At 71.5% G+C, this 19,037-nt stretch carries 21 protein-coding genes; 6 read left to right on the top strand and 15 right to left on the bottom strand.

Features of this window, described 5'->3' with window-relative positions; translation table 11 throughout:
* Positions 1–4 precede the first annotated feature (4 nt).
* The 8 genes from AMIS_RS16725 to AMIS_RS16695 all read right to left on the bottom strand — a co-directional run bounded on the left by AMIS_RS16725 (position 5) and on the right by AMIS_RS16695 (position 5,431).
* Positions 5–340 carry a hypothetical protein gene (locus AMIS_RS16725; RefSeq protein WP_014443518.1) on the bottom strand — a complete coding sequence of 112 codons (336 nt, stop codon included), beginning with the start codon at positions 338–340 and terminating at the stop codon, positions 5–7.
* Between the two features lie 16 nt (positions 341–356).
* Positions 357–1,550 carry a hypothetical protein gene (locus tag AMIS_RS16720; protein ID WP_014443517.1) on the bottom strand — a complete coding sequence of 398 codons (1,194 nt, stop codon included), beginning with the start codon at positions 1,548–1,550 and terminating at the stop codon, positions 357–359.
* Positions 1,547–2,047, bottom strand: coding sequence for a SigE family RNA polymerase sigma factor (locus AMIS_RS16715; RefSeq protein ID WP_014443516.1), 501 nt, complete (start codon positions 2,045–2,047; stop codon positions 1,547–1,549). Before AMIS_RS16715 ends, AMIS_RS16720 begins: the two co-directional genes overlap by 4 nt.
* Positions 2,048–2,112: 65 nt before the next feature.
* On the bottom strand, positions 2,113–3,339 hold the full coding sequence (locus AMIS_RS16710; protein ID WP_014443515.1) for an MFS transporter: 1,227 nt from the start codon (positions 3,337–3,339) through the stop codon (positions 2,113–2,115).
* 53 nt (positions 3,340–3,392) lie between these two features.
* Positions 3,393–3,563, bottom strand: a complete 171-nt coding sequence (locus AMIS_RS44120; RefSeq protein WP_231859324.1) for a hypothetical protein — start codon at positions 3,561–3,563, stop codon at positions 3,393–3,395.
* 38 nt (positions 3,564–3,601) lie between these two features.
* A complete protein-coding gene (locus AMIS_RS42715) occupies positions 3,602–4,198 on the bottom strand; it encodes a hypothetical protein (RefSeq protein ID WP_231859323.1) in 597 nt (198 codons plus the stop codon).
* Positions 4,152–5,123, bottom strand: a complete 972-nt coding sequence (locus AMIS_RS16700) for a DNA-processing protein DprA (protein ID WP_231859322.1) — start codon at positions 5,121–5,123, stop codon at positions 4,152–4,154. The genes AMIS_RS42715 and AMIS_RS16700 overlap by 47 nt, the downstream gene beginning before the upstream one ends.
* A 104-nt stretch (positions 5,124–5,227) precedes the next feature.
* Positions 5,228–5,431, bottom strand: a complete 204-nt coding sequence (locus tag AMIS_RS16695) for a hypothetical protein (RefSeq protein ID WP_014443511.1) — start codon at positions 5,429–5,431, stop codon at positions 5,228–5,230.
* 406 nt (positions 5,432–5,837) lie between these two features.
* Here AMIS_RS16695 and AMIS_RS16690 point away from each other — a divergent pair, with 406 nt between their 5' ends.
* From AMIS_RS16690 to AMIS_RS16680, 4 genes are read left to right on the top strand one after another with little or no spacing between them, the layout of a single operon-like run.
* Positions 5,838–7,415, top strand: coding sequence for a glycoside hydrolase domain-containing protein (locus AMIS_RS16690; protein WP_157434897.1), 1,578 nt, complete (start codon positions 5,838–5,840; stop codon positions 7,413–7,415).
* Between the two features lie 13 nt (positions 7,416–7,428).
* Complete coding sequence (locus AMIS_RS44115) at positions 7,429–8,004, top strand: hypothetical protein (RefSeq protein WP_014443509.1); 576 nt, start codon at positions 7,429–7,431, stop codon at positions 8,002–8,004.
* Positions 7,998–8,471, top strand: a complete 474-nt coding sequence (locus AMIS_RS44110) for a hypothetical protein (protein ID WP_014443508.1) — start codon at positions 7,998–8,000, stop codon at positions 8,469–8,471. Before AMIS_RS44115 ends, AMIS_RS44110 begins: the two co-directional genes overlap by 7 nt.
* Before the next feature lie 46 nt (positions 8,472–8,517).
* Positions 8,518–9,066, top strand: a complete 549-nt coding sequence (locus AMIS_RS16680) for a metallophosphoesterase family protein (protein WP_014443507.1) — start codon at positions 8,518–8,520, stop codon at positions 9,064–9,066.
* Here the strand turns inward: AMIS_RS16680 and AMIS_RS16675 are convergent.
* Complete coding sequence (locus tag AMIS_RS16675) at positions 9,032–9,943, bottom strand: NAD(+)/NADH kinase (RefSeq protein WP_014443506.1); 912 nt, start codon at positions 9,941–9,943, stop codon at positions 9,032–9,034. The two genes, AMIS_RS16680 and AMIS_RS16675, sit on opposite strands and share 35 nt — an antisense overlap.
* Positions 9,940–10,995, bottom strand: a complete 1,056-nt coding sequence (locus tag AMIS_RS16670) for an SPFH domain-containing protein (RefSeq protein WP_014443505.1) — start codon at positions 10,993–10,995, stop codon at positions 9,940–9,942. Before AMIS_RS16670 ends, AMIS_RS16675 begins: the two co-directional genes overlap by 4 nt.
* A gap of 62 nt (positions 10,996–11,057) precedes the next feature.
* Here AMIS_RS16670 and AMIS_RS16665 point away from each other — a divergent pair, with 62 nt between their 5' ends.
* Complete coding sequence (locus tag AMIS_RS16665; protein ID WP_041829840.1) at positions 11,058–11,732, top strand: NUDIX hydrolase; 675 nt, start codon at positions 11,058–11,060, stop codon at positions 11,730–11,732.
* 292 nt (positions 11,733–12,024) lie between these two features.
* Here the strand turns inward: AMIS_RS16665 and AMIS_RS16660 are convergent, their stop codons facing one another.
* The 3 genes from AMIS_RS16660 to AMIS_RS16650 are packed head-to-tail and all read right to left on the bottom strand — an operon-like array spanning position 12,025 to position 16,379.
* Positions 12,025–13,644: a sensor histidine kinase gene (locus AMIS_RS16660; protein WP_014443503.1), complete on the bottom strand. Its 1,620-nt coding sequence runs from the start codon at positions 13,642–13,644 to the stop codon at positions 12,025–12,027.
* A 19-nt stretch (positions 13,645–13,663) separates the two neighbouring features.
* Complete coding sequence (locus AMIS_RS40595; RefSeq protein WP_014443502.1) at positions 13,664–14,779, bottom strand: GAF domain-containing protein; 1,116 nt, start codon at positions 14,777–14,779, stop codon at positions 13,664–13,666.
* A gap of 22 nt (positions 14,780–14,801) precedes the next feature.
* Positions 14,802–16,379: an ABC transporter permease gene (locus AMIS_RS16650; RefSeq protein WP_014443501.1), complete on the bottom strand. Its 1,578-nt coding sequence runs from the start codon at positions 16,377–16,379 to the stop codon at positions 14,802–14,804.
* Positions 16,380–16,505: 126 nt separating this feature from the next.
* On the opposite strand from AMIS_RS16650, the gene AMIS_RS16645 reads away from it, so the two are divergent.
* Complete coding sequence (locus AMIS_RS16645) at positions 16,506–17,861, top strand: gluzincin family metallopeptidase (protein WP_014443500.1); 1,356 nt, start codon at positions 16,506–16,508, stop codon at positions 17,859–17,861.
* On the opposite strand, the gene AMIS_RS16640 is transcribed toward AMIS_RS16645, so the two are convergent.
* Together AMIS_RS16640 and AMIS_RS43680 are read right to left on the bottom strand one after the other, a co-directional pair.
* Positions 17,840–18,133 (bottom strand): hypothetical protein, encoded by a 294-nt coding sequence (locus AMIS_RS16640; protein WP_014443499.1) that lies wholly within the window; start codon positions 18,131–18,133, stop codon positions 17,840–17,842. The two genes, AMIS_RS16645 and AMIS_RS16640, sit on opposite strands and share 22 nt — an antisense overlap.
* A 149-nt stretch (positions 18,134–18,282) precedes the next feature.
* The gene (locus AMIS_RS43680; protein WP_014443498.1) at positions 18,283–18,951 is read right to left on the bottom strand and encodes an excalibur calcium-binding domain-containing protein; all 669 of its coding nucleotides are present in this window, start codon (positions 18,949–18,951) and stop codon (positions 18,283–18,285) included.
* Positions 18,952–19,037: the final 86 nt, after the last annotated feature.

The following is a 19,037-nucleotide window of genomic DNA, read 5'->3' as shown; positions in this document are numbered from 1 at the left end:
GCAATCAGTTGATCGGTGGGCCGAGGCGCAGGATGCGCCGGGCCCGCCGCCGGTCCAGCCACCGGGGCTCCGCGGGATCGTCCGGGTGGGTGGCCGACGCGAGATCGACGAGGATGTGCAGCCAGAAGCCGATCGCGCTCACGATGTTGCGGAACCGGCCCGGCTCCGGCGCGCCCACCGGCAGGACCGTCTGCGCCCAGCGCCAGGCCACCCAGGCGGTCTCGGTGTCCGGGTGGTGGCGGCCGGCCTTCGCGAGGGCACGCACGTCCTTGCGTGTCTCGTCGGGCAGCCGCCACCAGCCGCGCAGCGTCTCCAGGCGGGCAGATCCGTCGTCCGTCATGGACCGGCATTGTTCCCTATCGGCAGCGCCACACGACGGCCTGGATGGTGTCGGTCCGGTCGTCCGACTGGCCGGCGATGATCCGGCCGTCGTCGCTGAGCGTCGAGGCGATCGTGGCGGTGCCGTCGGCGCGGTGCTTCGCCAGGTCCGGGAGGCGGATCGTCTTCTCGCCGGTGAGCAGGACCGCGTATCCGTCCCGGTCGGTGCCGACCTGCCAGCCGAACGGGTTCACCGCGTCCGCCGGGTACTGCAACTCCCCCACCAGCTCCGATTCACCGGTACGCAGGTTCCACCGCACCGCGTACGCGGGAGCGTTGCCCCGGCTGCCCTTGTCCGGCTTCATGGCGGCCATGCCGGTCACCCAGCCGTTGCGGATGTCGAACGCCTGCGCGACCGCGGCGGGCTTGCCGTCGATCTCGGGCATCGGCATCCGGCGGTGCGTGCCGTCCGGCAGCCAGATGTACGGGATGCCGAGGTCCAGGCTCCCGACGATCGTCCCGTCCAGATCGATGGCCCGGGCCTGCACGGTCTTCGCGGACGACGGCGCCGGCAGACGGGACGGCGTCGCCCCCGCCGACTCCCAGACCACCGCGTTCCCTTCGTCGTCGTCCCCGACGATCCGCCCGGCGTCGTTGATCCCGAGCGCCGAGCCGCTCGGCGCCAGCTTGGTGATCTTTCCATTCCGGTACGCGTACGGCACCGGCCCGTCCTCCGTGTAACTCCAGCCCACGGCCGTGCCGGACGCGTTGACGTCGCGCAGCGCCTCCTCCAGGTCACCGGGCAGCATCACCTTCGTGACCGTGCCGGCGTGCCAGAGCACCGCCTGATATCCGCCCGACTTCGGGTAGGTCCGCCCGGCGATCCACTCGCCGGTCGGGTCGGCGGCGGTGACCAGGGCCATCGGCGCCCTGTCCGGCACCGGGAGGCGGCTGATCGCGCACCGGGTCAGAGCCGGCGGCGCCGCCGCACTGGGCCGCGGCGCGCCGGTCGGGGCCGCCGTCGTGGCCGGCGCCACCGGTGCCGGGGCAGCGGCCGGCCGGGTCAGCGTGAAACCGGCGAGCGACGCCGCCACCGTCACCACGGCGGCGCCCGCCCCCGTGACGCCGCGCCGGACACGCCGCGTGCGGCGGGCCGTCGCGATCGCCCGACGGACGTCGACCGTGGACGGGGTGTCGGGCTCGTCGTCGAGCGAGCGCAGGAGTTCCGTCATCGTGGCACCTCTATTCGGGGTGGGAGCAGGCGGCGCAGCGTGGCCAGCCCGCGGGAGGTGTGGCTCTTGACGGTTCCGGCGGTGCAGCCCAGGATCCCGGCGACCTCGTCGACCGGCAGGTCGTAGAAGAAGCGCAGCACGAGCACGGCCCGCTGCTGGCGCGGCACCCGGCGCAGCGCGGCCCGCAGGATCTGGCGGTCCTCGGCGCCGGTCTCCTCGACCGGCTCGGGCTCCGGCAGGTGCCGGAACAGCCGGACCTTGGACCAGGCGAGACGCTTCTCGTCGACGTAGCCGCGGATCAGCATGGTGCGGACGTAGGCGTCCAGGTTGTCGGCGGCCCGCGCCCGCTGCCACTTCAGGTACAACGTCGTGATCGTCTGCTGGACCAGGTCGTCGGCGCGGTGCCCGTCGCCGGTCAGGACGTACGCCAGCCGCCGCAGCACGGGGACCCGGGCCGTGACGTACTCGACGTACTCCTCCTCCGCGCCATCGCGCATCCCCCGCGTCCCTTCCCGTCGGCGTTCGTCACCCCTTCAGACGGGACCGGGCCCTTCACCGGTTGTCATCGATTTCCGGCGGGCACCTCACGCGGCTGCGACCTGCGGTCCAGGGCGAAACTCGTGCCGGCGAGGGCCAGGCCCGCCACCGCCAGGGCGACGCCGGTCCAGGCGGGCGCGAGATAGCCGTACCCCCGGGCGATGACCAGACCGCCGAGCGCGGCACCCAGGCTGTTGGCCAGGTTCATCGCGCTCTGGTTGACGGCGGCACCCATCAGCTGGGCCTCGGGCGCGACGGTGATCAGCCGGGCCTGCAGCGCCGGGCCGAGGAAGATGCACGTCGCGCCGGTCAGGAACGCGCCGGCGAAGAGGCCTACGGTGGTCGGCGCGAACACCGCGAAGAACACCGTCGACACGATCACCCCGGCGAACCCGGCGGTCGTCGCGAGACGCAGGTTCCGGTCGGCGAACGCGCCGCCGAGGAAGTTGCCGGCCGTCATGCCGAGGCCGAAGACGGCGAGCACCCACGGCACCGCGCCCTCCGACAGCCCGGTCACCTCGGTCGTCACCGGAGCGATGTAGGTGTTCACCGCGAAGAACCCGGCGAACCCGACCGCCGCGGTCACCGCCACCAGCCACACCTGCGGTTTCTTCAGCGACCGCAGCTCGGCGGCGGGTGAGCCGCCCTCCTTCGCCGGGGAGTCCGGCACCGTCAGCGAGACCGCGAGCAGGGTGAGCAGGAAGACCACCGCGATCACCGAATAGGCGATCCGCCAGCCCGCCGACTGCCCGAGGTGCGTGATCAGCGGAACCCCGACCACGTTCGAGATGGTGAGCCCGCCGAGCACCATCGCATAGCCGCGCGCCTCGTTGCCCGGCCCCATCAGGCTCGCCGCGAGCAGACCGGCCGCGCCGAAGTACGCGCCGTGCGGCAGCGCCGCGACGAACCGCGCCACCAGCACCAGCTCGAAGTTCGGCGCCACCGCCGACGCGAACGTGCCCACCGCGAACAGCACCAGCAGCGACAGGACCAGCCGCTTGCGCGGCATCCGGGCGGAGAGCGCGGCGATCAGGGGCGCGCCCACGACCACCCCCAGCGCGTACGCCGTGATCACCCACCCGGCCTGAGCGACGGCGTCCGCGTTCGACCGCGCCCACGCCTCGGGCAGCAGCGCCCGGGCCATGTCGGGCAGCAGTCCCATCGCCACGAACTCGGTCAGCCCGATCGCGACGCCACCCAGGGAGAGCGCGATCAGTGCAGCCCAGCGTTGACGCCCAGTCAGGTGATCCACTCGCCGTACGCTAGCGGCCGCGTTCGCGTGCCCTCCCACCCGAGTGGCCCACCTCACCAGCCCACCGCGGCGTCCTCGAGCGCACACCGGTGAAGATCAAAGCTGGATGCGCTCCGCAGCCGGTTGATCAGTGGCTTGGCCGGCTCGTAGTCCGGATTGACGTGCCTGCCGAGAACAACCGCCGCAACGCCACCGGCGCCGCTGGACTTGAGCGCGAACGCCAAGGACTGAGCACGGCCACCGGTTGTCCATGTGTCGTCGATCAGCAGGATCCGGCTCCCCTCCGGAACGGCGCGGGGCAACAGAAACGATCGGTGCGGAACCCGCGATCCTCGGCTGGATGAGCCGGATTCGCGATCGGCCGCAGCGCGGGCAGCCCGACACGCTCGGCGACCATGCTCTCCAGCGGATGCGGTCCCGGCCGGGACCGGGTCGACGGCACCGTGACGAGGTGAGTGAACGGCCCACCGGCAGCACCTGTCAAACACTCCCAGTGGAACGCGATGAACATGACCGCGAGGGAAGAGAGGCTGCGCTTCGCCTGAGCAGACGGCGGTGTCGCCTTGTAGACGGCGAGACTGTGGGCGTGCTGGGTGCGTTTGATCGCGTAGGCGATGGGTGCGACGGCATCGGCGAGTAACCCCTGCGCGGCCTGACGATGCTGACCGCACGGAAAGCACACGGTGTATCCCGCACCGGCGGTGCTCCGGCACACCGCACAGACTCCCGGGCCCGGTGCCAGCGGATTGCGGAGATAGGTCCGCTGCAGCTCGACCGATTGGATCTCCTCGGTCTGAGCGGCCGCCCAATCCCTAAAGGTTGGCAAAGCGCGGCAGCCCTTCGAGCGCGCTTTTCGCATCAGGGATCTGCCGGACTATCTCGTCCACGGCGGCGATGAGATCGGCGGCACCGCTGACGACCACGACTCCCGGCCGCTTCGCGTAGTCGCGGGCCCAGTCATGCACCAGCAGCGAGTCGGTCAGAACCACGGGACGGCCATGCTCCAGCGCGAGGCGCGCCTGGATGCGCGCTCCACTCTGATGGGCCGCCTCGACAACGACCGTCGCAGCGGCGTAGCCACTCATGACCGCATTCCGCATCGGGAAGGAGTGTTTCGTGGGTCCGGCATCCGGCCAGAACTGGCTGAGGACCAGCCCTTCATCGACGATGCGATCCTGGAGCTCACGGTTGAGGGCCGGGTAGTAGCGGTTGACACCGGTGCCGATCACGGCGACCGTCCGCCCGCCGGCGCGCAGCGCCGCCGTGTGCGCTGCGGTGTCGATCCCCATCGCGAGGCCTGACACGACCGTTACGCCCGCATCCGCCAGCGCCGACGCGACGGACTCCGCCGTGGCGAGCCCTCGGTCGGTGGGCTGCCGTGTCCCGACGACTGCCACCGCGCGGCGGTCCTCCGCGAGCGAACCCCTCGTGAAGACGATCGGGGGCATCTGCCAGATGTCCCTCAGTCGCGCCGGGTAGGCATCGTCGAACAGCGTGTGAACGCCGATGCCGTCCGCTTGCCAGGACCGCAGGTCGGCCGCCGCCGCCTCCAAGGCCGCGTCAACAGCGGCAAGGTCGGGAAACAGGGTCCCCGTCCCGCCGAGGGTCCGGCTCAGCACGGGCAGGGCGCTGCCCGCCGCCAGGACGTCCGCCGTTATCTCCGGCCATCGCGCGCCGGGCTGCTGAAGCAGCGCGACGAGTGCCGCCACCTCCGACCTGTCGTCTTCCAGCATGCCGCCGATCATAGAAGTGAGGTGCGCGGACGACAGCGCCGTGGGATCCATGGATGCGCCTCCTTCGGGTGAACCCACGACATTCTCGTACATCCGTACGACACTTTTGTGCCGGGCGCGCCACTTGGCCCCCGGCCGGCACCGCGAATCGGGCGTCATGGGAGGCGGTTGCGTTTGCCGGGGCGTAAGGCTCGTATCAGGTCGGCCATGGCTCTGATGGCCTCGACGCTCTCGTCCCGGGGGACGCGGAGGATGGCGAAGACGAACATGACCACGATGGCGATCATCGGGGCGCAGACCACCAGCGCGAATGCCCATGGTCCGCCGGTCAGCAGCGGTTCGAGAATGGCGAGCCCCACGTGTCCTCTCCCTATCGGCCCACCTGGTCGAGAGAGATCCGCTCATGCGCACGGCTCAGCTCGACCAGTCCAAGTTTCGACTGGCGTTCGCTGAGTCCGCGCTGCCGACGAAGCGTCGGGGCCTCACATCGGGACGGCTCCTGAACGGTGCAGGTCCCGGTCTTGCTCGGGGGTGTTGCTGTGGTGCTCCTGGCGTCGGCAGACGAACAGTCCCGGTTGCCGCCGGAAGTGCTGTCTCCACCCGCCGCGGTCTCAAATACGGCGGGTGCCAACGAGGATACTGCGCGCGCCGCCGGACATCCAGGAGAACCTTTACGGTGATCGACTGTCACCCGAACGGGCCTGGTGGGTGGTCCGCTCGTCTGGCAGCCTCGGTGGGCTCACGACTGCCCGAAGAGGTCACTCCATGCTCCTGAAGTACCGGAAGCGCCTCCTCGGCGCCCTGGTCGTCGCGCTCTGTGTCGCGCCGCTCGCTCTCGTGAACGGGAACGCCGCGGCCGCCGCCACCCTCCCGCCGCAACCGGGCACGTTCAAGGGCTACGGATTCGACGCCTGCACCGCGCCGTCCAGTGCCGCCATGAAAGCGTGGCTGACCTCTCCCTATCGGGCCGTCGGCATCTATTTCGGCGGCAACAACCGGGGGTGCGCGCAGCCCAATCTGACCGCTTCCTGGGTACGCGAGCAGATCGGTCGCGGATGGCGGCTCATCCCGCTGTACGTGGGACCGCAGGCCACCTGCACCACGACCACGAAGAAGAACCGCATCGACAACGCGAACGCAGAGATTCAGGGCCGTGCGATCGCCGATGACGCGGTGGCGCAGGCGAAGGCGATCGGGCTGTCCCGGGAAAGCGTGCTCATCTACGACATGGAGGCGTACCGCACGAACGACGCCGCCTGCCGTAACGGTGTTCTCGCCTTCATGAAGGGCTGGACCGCCCGGCTGCACGACCACGGCTATTTCTCCGGTTTCTACAGCAGCGTCAGTTCCGGCGTGGCCGATCAGGTGGCCGTCTACAACAAGGCCGGATACGTCCGCCCGGACTACATGGACTTCGCCCGCTGGGATCAGGTCGTCACCACCGCCGACAAGGTGATCCCGTCGTCGTACTGGACGCCGGGACGCCGGATGAAGCAGTACCGCGGTGACCACAAGGAGACGTGGGGCGGCGTCACCATCAACATCGACAACGATTATCTGGACTTCGCCCGGCTGCCGTCCGCGAAGTTCGGCGACTGGACCCGCAACGGCTGGCCGGACGTGCTGGCCCGCACCAGGTCCAGCGGAAACCTGATCAGCTACCCCGGCAACGGCTCCTACGTCTCCGAGGCGAACCGCACCACGATCTCCGGTGGTTTCGCCGCGATGAACGCCATTCTGCGGATGGACCTCAACCGCGACGGTTACGAGGACATCGTCGCCCGCAGCACGGCCGGAGTCCTCTACTTCTACCCCGGCACGAGCAACGGCCGATTGGGTACGCGCAAGGTGCTCTACAAGAAGTTCACGCACGTGCGCGAACTGACGGCCATCGGCGACTTCAACCGTGACGGTTATCCCGACATGCTCGCGACGCAGATGAGCAACGGCGACGTCTATCTCTACCCCGGCAAGAAGGGCGCGAAGTTCGGCGCCCGCAAGGCCGTCGCGTACGGCAACTGGGCGGATCGCAGCGAGTTCACCGGCGTCGGCGACTACAACCGGGACGGGTACGCCGATCTGCTGGTCCGGGTGACCAAGACCGGCGCGCTCCACCTGTACCCCGGCAAGGGGAACGGCTTCAAGACGCGGGTCGGCATCGGCCGGCTGACGGGCTTCCGGGACATCACCGGCACCGGCGACTTCGACCGTGACGGATTCACCGACGTCATCGCGGTGCAGTCCTCGACGGGCCACCTGATGCTGTTCCGCGGCACCGGGAAGAACCTGCGCGCCGGCGTCCGCCTCGCCACCGGCTACCAGAACCGCACGCCCCTTTTCTGAGCAGGAGCCGACGATGGGTCATGAACTTCAGCTGATCAGTGACGGCGACGGCCTGGCGATCATCGGCGATCACGCGATGGTCGAGCGGTTCCTGGTCTCCGAGCGGCTGCCGGTGTCGCAGGATCTCGGACTGAGGCGGCTCGGATCCGTACTGGGAACCGGGTCCCGGGCCGCGAAAGCGGCTTCTGAGATCGCCGAGCACTCCGGCCGCTGGGTGAAGCTCAGCGAGCAGTCCGCCCAGGCGATCCAGAAGCACGGGCTGATGACCGGCTCGCAGGACGGCCTCAGCCGTGCCGTGCTGACCGACCACGGCAGGATCACCGGCCTGCTGGAGATCGTGAACAACCCCGCCACCACGATGCTGACCAACCCGGCGGTGCTGTCCGGCGCGGCGGGGCTCATGGCGCAGCTCGCGATGAAGCAGACCATGGAGGAGATCACCGAGTACCTCAAGGTGATCGACCAGAAGGTCGACGACGTGCTGCGCGCCCAGAAGGTCGACGACGTGCTGCGCGCCCAGAAGGACGCGGTGCTGGCGGACATGATCGGCGTGGACCTGGTGATCGAGGAGGCCTGGACCGGGTGCTGAACACCACCCCGGAGGAGCTGAACCGGCACCGCGTCGGGCTGCGGACCGCCCGGCAGAACCGCCTGGAGCTCATCGCGCGCAGCACCGGGCAGCTGCTCGCCCGCCTCGACGCGGCGGCCACCGCGGCCAACGCGAAGGTGCTGCTCAACCCCACCTCGTCCCGGTCGCTGGTGCACTCGCGCAACCACGTCACGAACGCCGTCGTCGACTTCCACGGACGTCTCGGCATCGAGCGCCTCCTGCGGTCGGTGCGGGCCCGGGCCTGGACGGACGCGGCCGCGCAGGCCCGGGACCGCGCGCTGGAGACCGGCGCGGAGGGCGTCGACGCCGCCTGGAAGATCGGCAAGGAGACCGGCGGGCGGGCGTTCTCGGCCATGGGCAGGCTCGGCGGGAGCCTCGCCGAGCGGGCCAAGCGGCAGCTCGGGGACGGCTCAGGGGACGGCGCCGAGGGCGGCGCGAAACGCTGAGCGGCGCGCCGGGCCCGGCGCGCCGCTCAGGACATAGGCTCGGCGGGTGCGACTCGTGCTGATGTCCGACACCCACCTCCCGAAGCGGGCCCGGGACCTGCCCGAGCAACTCTGGGCCGCGGTCGCCGAGGCCGACGTGGTGGTGCACGCCGGGGACTGGGTGGACGTGGCGCTGCTCGACCTGCTCGAAGCCCGGTCGGCCCGGCTCGTCGCCTGTCACGGCAACAACGACGGACCGGCGCTGCGGGCCCGGCTGCCGGAGATCGCGCGGGCCGAGATCGGCGGGGTACAGATGGCCGTCGTCCACGAGACGGGTCCGGCGGCCGGGCGGGAGCGGCGCTGCGCGGACCGTTTCCCGGACACCGACCTGCTCGTCTTCGGGCACTCGCACATCCCCTGGGACAGCGTCGCTCCGGGCGGGTTGCGGCTGCTCAACCCGGGGTCGCCGACCGACCGGCGGCGGCAGCCGTTCCACACCTACCTGACCGCCACCGCCGCGGACGGGCAGCTCACCGACGTCACGCTGCACCGCCTGCCCGCTCGCGCGGCAGGCAGCGTCGTCAGACCAGATGCAGGCGGCGCCCGGCCACGCTGATCCGGATCCGCTGGCCCCAGGACAGCTCCAGGGCGTCGGACTCCACGCCGTCGGCGAAGGCGACCAGGCGTTCCGACTCAGCAGTCAGCTCCAGCTCGGCCCGGCCGGTCAGGGTGCCGGCGACGAGCGAGACGCCGGTCGCCGGTGACGGCCAGGCCTCCCGGACGAACCAGCACAGGGCCTCCTCGCCCGGGGCCGGCGCCGGCGGGGCGGCCGCACGGTCCCGCGCGATCGACGCGCACCAGCCGGTCGCCCCGGTGCCGGTGCCGGCGATCAGGCCGGACGACGACTGACGCTCCCGGGCGCCGGACGGGTCGGCGAGCACGTAACGCGCCGACTGGTGACCGGAGTGTCCGACATAGATCTCGTTCAGGCCGTACAGCTCCTGGCCGTCGTCGAGCCGGGCCGCCACCATGGTCCGTTCCTGCCCGGCCGGGCGGGCGCGCAGCAGCCCGGCCACCGCCGACGCCCGGTGACGCACCAGCACGCCCGCGTTGCGGCCCGGTTCCGGGTCGACGCCGATCACCGGCTGGCCGTCCAGGTACTTCGCCACGTTCGCGACCAGGCCGTCCGGGCCGACCGCGATCACCACGTCCTCCGGCGCGAACAGGAAGCGCGGCAGGTCGGCGCGTTCCACGTGACCGCGCCGCCAGTCCGCGGGCACGGCCGCGCCGACCTCGGTCAGCGCGGACCGCAACGCCTCGTGCCGCTGCGTCACCTCGTCCAGGTCGCGGCCGCGCTGGCGCAGGAAGAACGCCGCGGCGCCGCGGGTGCCGTGCCGGGCGAGCAGCTCGTCGAGCTCGCTGCGCCGCGACACGACCACCACGCGCGGGGGAAGGGTGCTCCTCGTCGCGTTGCCTGTCCTCGCGGTGCTCACCCGAGTCGTCCGACCAGCTTGCTGAGCAGGTCCGGGGTGACCGTGAGCTCGCCGATCGCGGGCACGTGGGCGGCCAGCTCCTTGAGGGCGAGCGCCTGCAGGACGGCCGGCGGCAGATCACGGTACGCGGCCAGGCGCGCGGTCTCGGCCTCCGCCTCGGCCAGGCCGACGGCTCGGGCTCCGGCGGCGCGGGCCTCGTCCCGTACCCTCGACGCCTCGGCCTCGGAGGCCGCCTCGCGCCGCGTCCGCTCGGCCGCCGCGATGCTCGCGACCTCCTCCCGGGCCGCCGCGGACCGGGCCGCGACCAGCTTCGTCTCGGCGCTCAGCTCGGCCTCGCGACGGGTGTTCGCGCCGTGCTGCTCGACCAGCTCCTGCTCGCGCCGGGCCAGCTCGATCTTGCTCTGCAGCTCGTTCTCGGCGATCGACTGCTCCTGCTGTACGGCGTGCGCCCGGCGCGCGTAGGTGGCCCGGTCGGCGTCCTGCTGCACCTGCTCACGGGTTGGCGTCTGCAGGGCCCGCTCCAGATCGGGCTCCGGGCGGATCGCCACCACCCGGGCGCTGACCACCGACACGCCGGTCTCGGTCAGCCGCGGGTCGGCGGCGAGGGCGTCCGCGACCGACTGCCGGATCCGGGCGACGCCGGTGGTCAGGGCCTCGGCCAGCGGCAGCCGGGCCAGCAGGTCCAGCGCCGGCTGCTGGGCCAGCTCGGCGAGCAGCCCGGCCACCTGGTCGAGGGGCTGACCCCGCCAGATTCCCTTGTACGGGTCGATCGAGAAGTCCAGTCGTGCCGCGGCGGCCGCTGGGTCGCTCACCCGGTAGGTCACGGTCGCCTGGACGGTGACGTCGGCGAAGTCCTCGGTCCGCGCGTGGAACAGCAGCGGCAGCTCCCGGTCGTCCACCGGAACCTCGGAGAGCGCGGCGGTCAGCGGCCGGTACCAGAACGACAGCCCGGTGCCGGCCCGTTTCGCGGTGCCCCGGACGGTGTGACTGACCCAGGTGGTCGGCGCCGCCCGGAGGTGCCGCAGGTGCAGTCGGCGTGTCACGTCAGCCATGTCTTGTGCCTTTCCTCGTTCTCGTCACTCTGACGATAACTATGCACGGTATTATCGTCAACATGACGCTTAATATGGCGGCCGTCACAGTTGATCTCGTGCTGCTGACCATCCGGCAGGGCGCGTTACAGGTGCTGCTGATACGCCGGGGCATACCGCCGTACCAGGACCGGTGGGCGCTACCCGGCGGGTTCGTGCTCGACGGCGAGGACCTGGACGCGGCCGCCGTCCGAGAGCTGCGGGAGGAGACCGGGCTCGACCCGCAGGCAGGTCACCTGGAGCAGCTCGCCACCTACGGGACGCCGGGGCGGGATCCACGGGGACGGGTCGTGACCGTCGCCTATCTCGCCCTGCTGCCCGATCTGCCGGCGCCGACCGCGGGCAGCGACGCGTCCGGGGCGGAGTGGCGGCCGTGCGACGTCCGCGACCTGGCCTTCGACCACGACCGGATCCTCGCCGACGGGCTGGAACGGGCACGGGCGAAGCTGGAGTACACACCGCTGGCCACCGCGTTCTGCCCGCCGGAGTTCACGGTGGCCCAGTTGCGGGAGGTGTATGAGACGGTGTGGCAGACGACCCTCGACCCCCGCAACTTCCATCGCAAGGTGACGTCGGCGGAGGGTTTCGTGGAGCCGACCGGGAACACCGCGATCCGGGATCGGGGGCGGCCGGCGCAGTTGTATCGGCGAGGGCCGGCGGCGCTGCTGCACCCGCCGCTGCTGCGCCCGTCCCGCTGACGCCGCCGGCGCGGGTGATCGCCGCCCGGTGATCGCCGCTCGCCGGGCGCCGCTCGCTGGCCGAGCCGTAGCCCAGACGGGTGAAACGGCTCCGGAACCTGCGTGGGCTACGGCTCGGGAGCGCGGGGCCACGGGCCGGGGCGCGCAGGGCGGGAGCGCTGGCCGGGAGCGGGGACGGGTCAGGGGTGGGGGCGCCGGAGAGCGAGTGGGCAGCGTAGCGAAATGTCGCCTGACGGCCTGGCGTGGGCGGCACGGTCGCGCGGCCTCTGGAGAGCTTTCGTCGTCCGTACCCTCAATCGGGGAGTGAGAAGATCACGCAGGTCCCTCCGCCGGGGTTCTCCTCGACGCGGATGGCGCCGCCGTGGCGGTCGACGATGCGCAGGCAGCTGGAGAGGCCGATGCCGTGGCCGCCGCCGGGGGTGTCGTCGAGGCGGGTGAACATGTCGAAGACGCGGCGGCGCTTGTCGGGTGGGATGCCTATGCCGTTGTCGGCGACCGTTATCGACCAGCCGGCGTCGGCGCGGGCCGCGGTCACCGTGACCCGGCAGGGGCGGGACGGATGGCGGTATTTGATCGCGTTGGCGATCAGGTTCTGGAGGAGCTGGCGGGCCAGCACCGGGTCGCAGGAGACCTCCGGCAGCGGGGCCGGGACGGTGACCTCGGCCGATGCCTCGTCGACGGCCGGCTGGAGGTCGGCCAGCACCTCGTCGGCGATCCGGCCCAGGTCGGCGGGGACGCGTCGGATCGGGGCACTGCCGGCCTGGGCGTATTGCAGCAGCGAATCGATCAGGTCGCGCATCCGGTTCACCGCCCGGCAGCAGGCGTCCACCCAGGTACGGTGTTCGCCGGTCACCTCATTTTCGAGGAGTTCCAGGTAACCGCGGACCGCGGAGAGCGGCGCCACCAGATCGTGACTGACCGCTCCGGCGAAGTTGGTCAGCTCGGTGTTGGAGCGACGCAGCTCGGCGTTGGCGGCGGCGAGCTCGCGCCGGGCCGCCTCGATCGCGCGCTGCTGGGCGCGGTCGCTCGTCACGTCGGTCATCGCGACGACCGCGCCCATCGGGGTGCCGTCCGGGGCGACCAGCGCGCGGCCACTCACCGTGGCATGGATCGGGGTGGCGCCGGACCGTTTGATGATCAGTTCGGCGTTCTCGACGGTGCCGTCCCGCAGGGCCCGCAGCAGCGGGAGCTGAGCGGGCGGCAGCAGCGTGACGCCGTCGGTGGTGTAGAGCTGGTAGCGGTCGGCGAACTCGTGCGGATCGAGCGTCGGGTCGGCGTCGAGGCCGTGCCATTCGCGGGCGGCCCGGTTGAAGACGGTGAGCCGGCCGGACTGGTCGGCGGCGACCACCGCCACGTCGATCGTCTCCAGCAACGTGTCGGTCCATCGCTGCCGGGCCTCGGCGATCACGGCCAGCTCGCGGTTGATCCGGGCCTGGCGGCGGCGTTCGAAGAGGGCGAGGATCACGCTCGCCAGGTCCCGCAGCCGGGCCACCTGGACGGCGTCGAGCGTGCCCGGCTCGTCGTGGAAGACACAGAGCGAGCCCAGCGCGTAGCCGTCCGGCGTGATCAGCGGCGCCGAGCCGTAGAGCCGGACGCCGGCGCGATCACCCGTCACCCACGGATTGGTCCGGTAGGTCGGGTCCCGGCTGGCGTCCGGGGTGTACATGAATTCGCCCGCCTCGAAGCGGATCGCGCACATCGAATCGGAGCGCGGCGAGTCGGCGCCGGGGAAACCGACGGTGGTGAGCTGGCACTGCCGGTGCTCGTCGATCAGGTTCAGGGTCGCGGTCGGCACCCCGGCGACAGCGGCGGCGACCCGGACCACCGCCTCCAGCTCGTCGTCGGCGGGCGCGTCGAGCAGGTGGTACTCGTGCAACGCGGCCAGCCGCCGCCGCTCGCGCTCGACGTCCACCCCTGAACTATCGGCAGGTTTACGCCGTATCTGACCGGGCCGCGCCGAGCAGGGACCGGATCACGTCGCGCATCTCCTCGACCGCCCGGCCGGCCGCCGCCACGTGACCGGCCGCCGGTTCGGTGACCTCCTCGGCGAGCAGTTCCAGGTAACCGCCGACCGCCGCGAGCGGGGCCACCAGGTCATGGCTGACCCCGGCGGCGAAGTTGGTCAGATCGGTGTTCGAGCGGCGCAGCTCGGCGTTGGCGGCGGCGAGCCGGGACCGGGCTTCCTCGATCAGCCGTTTGCGGGCCGCCTCGGCGGTGATGTCGTGCAGCGCCAGCACCGCGCCGCTGATCGCGCCGTCGGCGCCGTACAGCGCCCGGGCGTTCGCCCGGACCATGGCGGCGCCGTTCCGCGTCCCGCGCAGCATCAACTCCCGGCCGGTGACCGGGCCGAGGCCGTTCATCGCCATGATCATCGGCGTCCCCTCGTCGGTGATCGGCGTCTGCCCGTCCGGCTCGTAGATCTGGAAACGCTCGGCGATGCCGACCGGCGCCGCGGTCAGGTCGATGCCCGGGTCGTGGCTGTCCCGGAACGCCTGGTTGCAGAGGATCGGCCGGTATTGGGTGTCCACCGCGATCACCGCCACGTTGATGCCGTCGAGCAGCGCCTCCGCCCATTTCTTGCGGGCTTCGGTGGCCTGCGCGAACTCGGCGACGGTCCGGGTCTGCCGGCGTCCTTCGACCAACGCGACGATGACGCCGGCGAGGTCCTGCAGCCGGTCCAGCTGCTCGGCGGTGAGCTCGTGCGGCACGGTGTCGAAGACGCAGAGGGTGCCGAGGACCGACCCGTCCGGCGTGATCAGTGGCGCGTTCGCGTAGAAGCGGACCAGCCCGAGCTCGCCGGTCACCCACGGGTTGTCGCGGTAGTCCGGGTCGAGGCGGGCGTCCGGCACGTGCACCGGGCGCCCGGTGCCCAGCCGGACCGCGCACATCGCGTCGGCCCGGTCGCAGTCGCGGCCCGGGAAACCGGCGGTGACGACCTGGACCTGACGACCCTCGTCGATCAGGTTGAGGGCCGCGGTGGGCACGCCGGCGACGGCCGCGGCGATCCGCACCACGGCGCCCAGCTCCTCCCGGTCCGCCCCCTGCATCCGCTCAGTATCGGCACTTTTCTCAGTAGCCCGCGTCTCTCCGCGCAAAGCCGGCGAATCCGGCGGCGACCAGGACCCCCACCACCGCCGTGAGCGCGATCAGCGGGCCGGCGGTCACCGCTTCGAGGGGCGCGTCAGGCAGGTGCGCGAAGGGTGACGCCTGCTGCGCCCAGTCCGGCAGCTCGAACGAGTCGGCGAACAACTCGACGACCGCGCAATAGCCGAGCACGGCCCATCCGGCGACGGCGGCGGCCCGGGCCCACCATCCCACACCCAGCACGGGTACGGCGATGACCGCCCACACCGCCGGCAGGTAGACCAGTGCCGCGCCGGTCATCCGCCCCGCCTGACCGGGATCACCGACGGTCAGCCCGTAGGCCAGTCCCTCGCCGAACCCGGCCGCCGCCAGGACCAGCGCGCTGCCGATCAGGGCCACGCCGAACTGCCCGGCCAGCCACCGTCGCCGGCTCGTCGCGGTGGCCAGCACCAGCTCGGCCCGGCCGGACGTCTCCTCGGCGCGCGCCCGCAGCGTCGCGGCCACCCCGAACGCCGCCGCGAGCAGGGCGCCCATCGTCACGGTCAGCGCCAGGTACGCGTCCACCACGTCGGCCGCCCCGCCCGGCAGGTAGGCAGCCACCTCCGGGTTGTCGCGGATGTACTCCTCGATGCTGTCGCCGAGCGAGCCGTACACCATTCCGAGCAGTCCCACCCCGGCCACCCAGCCGATCACGCTGCCCCGCTGCAGCCGCCAGGCCAGGGCCGACGGGCTGCGCAGTGCCCGCGACGCGCGCGGGCGGCCGAGACGGGGGCGGACCAGGCCGGCCCCGACGTCGCGGCGGTCGAGGGCGGTCGTCGCGAGCAGGACGAGCGCGGTGGCCGTACCCACCATGAGCAGGAGCGGCCACCAGCGGCCCGGACCGAACGGCAGGGTCCGCTGTCCCCAGCCGATCGGCGAGGCCCAGGAGAGCGCCGGGTTCCCGGCGTCGCCGGCGGCCCGCAGCGCGTAGCTCGCGCCGAGGATCAGGCCGGTGAACCCGTAGACGGCGCGGGTGTTCTCGAAGATCTGCGCGGCGAGGGCGGTGACCGCGGCGAAGACCAGGCCGACGCCGGCGATCGCGACCGCGGTGAGGGCGGAGCCCCGGGCGGGGAGACCGGTCCCGATCAGCGCCGCGAAGATGATCGCCCCGGTGATCATGTCGGCGGCAAGGGCGAGCAGCAGCGCCGCGTGGAGCGGTGCATGGCGGCTCGTCGTCGTCGATCGGATCAGCTCGGCGCGGCCGGTCTCCTCGTCGCCACGGGTGCGCCGGCCGACCAGGAACATGTTCATCAGCGCCACGATGATCGCGACGAACGCGAAGATCTCGAAGACGATCTCGTTGCCGATCGTGCCGAGCAGCTCCTCCGGTCCGCTCATGGCAACCACCGCGGTGTTCCCGCCGAGCGTGGCCCGCAGCTGCGCGAGCTTCTCCGGAGTGCCGTAGAGGCTCTGGCTCTGTGTCGACTGGATCAGGAAGAGCAGGCCGGCGCCGGCCACCCAGAACGGCAGGCCGCGCCGTTCCAGGCGCAGGTTGAAGCGGAGCAGGGCGCCGGTTCCGGCCATACCCGCATCGTCCTCCCTCATCGGAGCGGCTGTCCAGGCGGCTCCTTGGGATGGTTCATGGACAGCTTCGTTGACTTCGGATCAGGGGAGGTCTACCGCTGAAAGACACGCCTCAGGGAGGTTCCCATGTCACTCGAACTCGACCGCAGACTCGCCGAGACCGGCACCCGGTTCCGGATCTTCCCGCAGCCCCGATTCCTCACCAAGGCCGACGGCTCGCCGCTCTTCCCGGAGCCGGAGACCATCGTCGTCGCCCCGTCGCCCGGCGCCGTCGAGAGAGGACCCGCCGACGACCGGATGTTCGTCGTCGACGCGATCGGCAAGCTGCCCTACAACCAGTTCTTCCGGCCACCCTGGACCGGCGCCGCCCGTGACCCCGTCCTTCCCGGGCCGGACGGCCACTTCGACCACCTCGATCCGGACACCAGGGAGTTCTCAGCGGCCACCATGTATGCCACGGTCCGCCGGGTGCTCGACATCTGGGAGGACTACTTCGGCCGGCCCATCCGGTGGCACTTCGAGTCCGACTTCGCCCGCCTCGAGCTGATCCCCCTGATCGAATGGAACAACGCCCAATCCGGGTACGGGTTCCTGGAGTTCGGTTTCGGCCGGTCGGCCACCGGCACGATCGACCACAGCCGGCCGTTCTGCGAGAACTTCGACGTGCTCTGCCACGAGTTCGGCCACAGCGTGATCTTCGCCGAGGTCGGCGTGCCGGCCAGCCCGCTCGACGAGGGCATCGATTACGGCGGCCTGCACGAGTCCTCCGGCGACCTGGCCGCGATCGTCGCGTCGCTGCACTTCCACTCGGTCGTCGACATGCTCCTCGACAACACCAAGGGCAACCTGCTCACGATCAACGGGCTGGACCGGGTCGGCGAGCTCTCCGACAGCCGGCAGATCCGGATCGCCTTCAACGCGATGCGCATGTCCGACGTCGGCGACGAGCCGCACGACCGGTCGCTGCCGCTCACCGGCGCCATCTTCGACACCATGGTCGAGGTCTTCCAGCAGGACCTGGTCGACAAGAAGCTGATCAGCGACGACCTGCGGAACCGCTCGACGAACCTGCCCGGCACCGTCCACGACCTCGAGCAGATCCAAACCGACTTCACCACCGCGTACGCCGGGAACGAGGCCGCCTTCAAGGAGTCTCTGCTGCTGGCCCGCGATTATCTCGGACGGCTGCTCGCGACCACCTGGGCGACCCTCTCCCCCGACTTCCTCACCTACCACACCGTGCTGCGGACGCTGCTCGACGCGGACCGCACGCTCACCGGCGGCGTCAACGCCGCGATCATCCGGTCCTGTTTCGCCTGGCGCGAGATCGCCCCGGTGCCGACGTCGATGCTGCTGCGCCAGCACACCCTCGCGTCCTGCGGCCTGGACGAGGCCTCAGCGCCGGTCGCGGGCGCCGGTTACGCCGCGATGATCCCGGCACCGCGCGCAGTCACCGTGAGTCACCAGAACCTGCGGCGGTAATGACCGTGGTGGCCCGGCCCGCGGTGGCGGTAATGCCCGTGGTGCCGGTAGTGGCCGTGATGACCGTAGCCGGGTTGCCCGTAGCTGGGGTGACCGTAACCCGGGTGACCGTAACCCGGGTGATAGCCATGGCCCTGACTGCGCGCGATGCGGTGGTTCACCTCGCGCAGCAGGCCGTCGACGGCCGGGTTGTGCCGTTTCTGCGACGCGCGGTGCAGCCTGGACGCCACCATCGAGAGCACGAACCGCTTCATCATTCCCACTGCGATCATCTCCTTGCTCCGCTGGGGGGACCATCAACGGTACGGGGTGATGTCGAGCTCTGAGCTGTACGTTTGCTGTGCTTTCACTGGTGGGGTGGTGATCGCCGCGCGTCGGTGAGCCGGCCGCCATCGCGGCCGGGCTCTGCCGGGAGGGCTACCTACTCGCAGCCGACGCCGTCCCCGTCGCGGTCGAGGTGGCGGGCGTATCCGGGGTCGCCGCGGCGGATCGGCGCGGCGCCGGCCTTGCGGACCGCCGTGCAGTTCTTGTAGTAGACCGTTTCCGGCTCGGGCTCGGGTTCCTCGAACGTCGGCTCGGGCTCCGGGTCCGGCTTCTTCGTGGTCGGCTTCGGGGTCGCCGGCTTCGTCGAGGGCTTCCGGGTCGTCGGCTTCGTCGACGGTTTCCGCGTGGTCGGCTTCGTCGTCGGGTTTCCCGTCGCCGGCTTCGTCGTGGGCTCCTTCGTCGCCCGCGTCGCGGTGGGCTGGGCCTCCGGGGTCCTCGTCGTCGAACCGGCCTGCGGGGAACTGACGGCCTCCGACGGGGACGGGCCGGCGCTCGATGACGCGCCCGCGGCGACCGGCTCGGTCTCCGGGTCACTGGCCTCCGGCCCGGCCACGGGTTCGAGGGTGCCGGCGACCGCGCCGGCGGCCTTCTTCTGCTCCGGGCCGTCGACGAGAGCGCCGAGAGCGGTGAACCCGCCGCAGCACAGGACGAGGACGCCCGCGGTGATTCCGCCGATGAGTTTCCACGGGGAGCGCTTCTTCGCGGGCGGCTGGGGGGCGGCGGGCTGCTGCCAGCCGGGTTGCCAGCTGGGCTGCTGATTGGTCACCGCACTACCCTGCAGTTTCCGCTGATCACCGTCGATTCCACGATCGGGTGGCAGGCGCGTCCGTTCCGGCAGTTCCGGGTCAGCCA

It is taken from the genome of Actinoplanes missouriensis 431, from assembly GCF_000284295.1.
In the GTDB taxonomy this organism is placed as follows: domain Bacteria; phylum Actinomycetota; class Actinomycetes; order Mycobacteriales; family Micromonosporaceae; genus Actinoplanes; species Actinoplanes missouriensis.
Note: the sequence above shows the minus strand (reverse complement) of the source record. Positions and strands in the feature narration are given on the sequence as shown.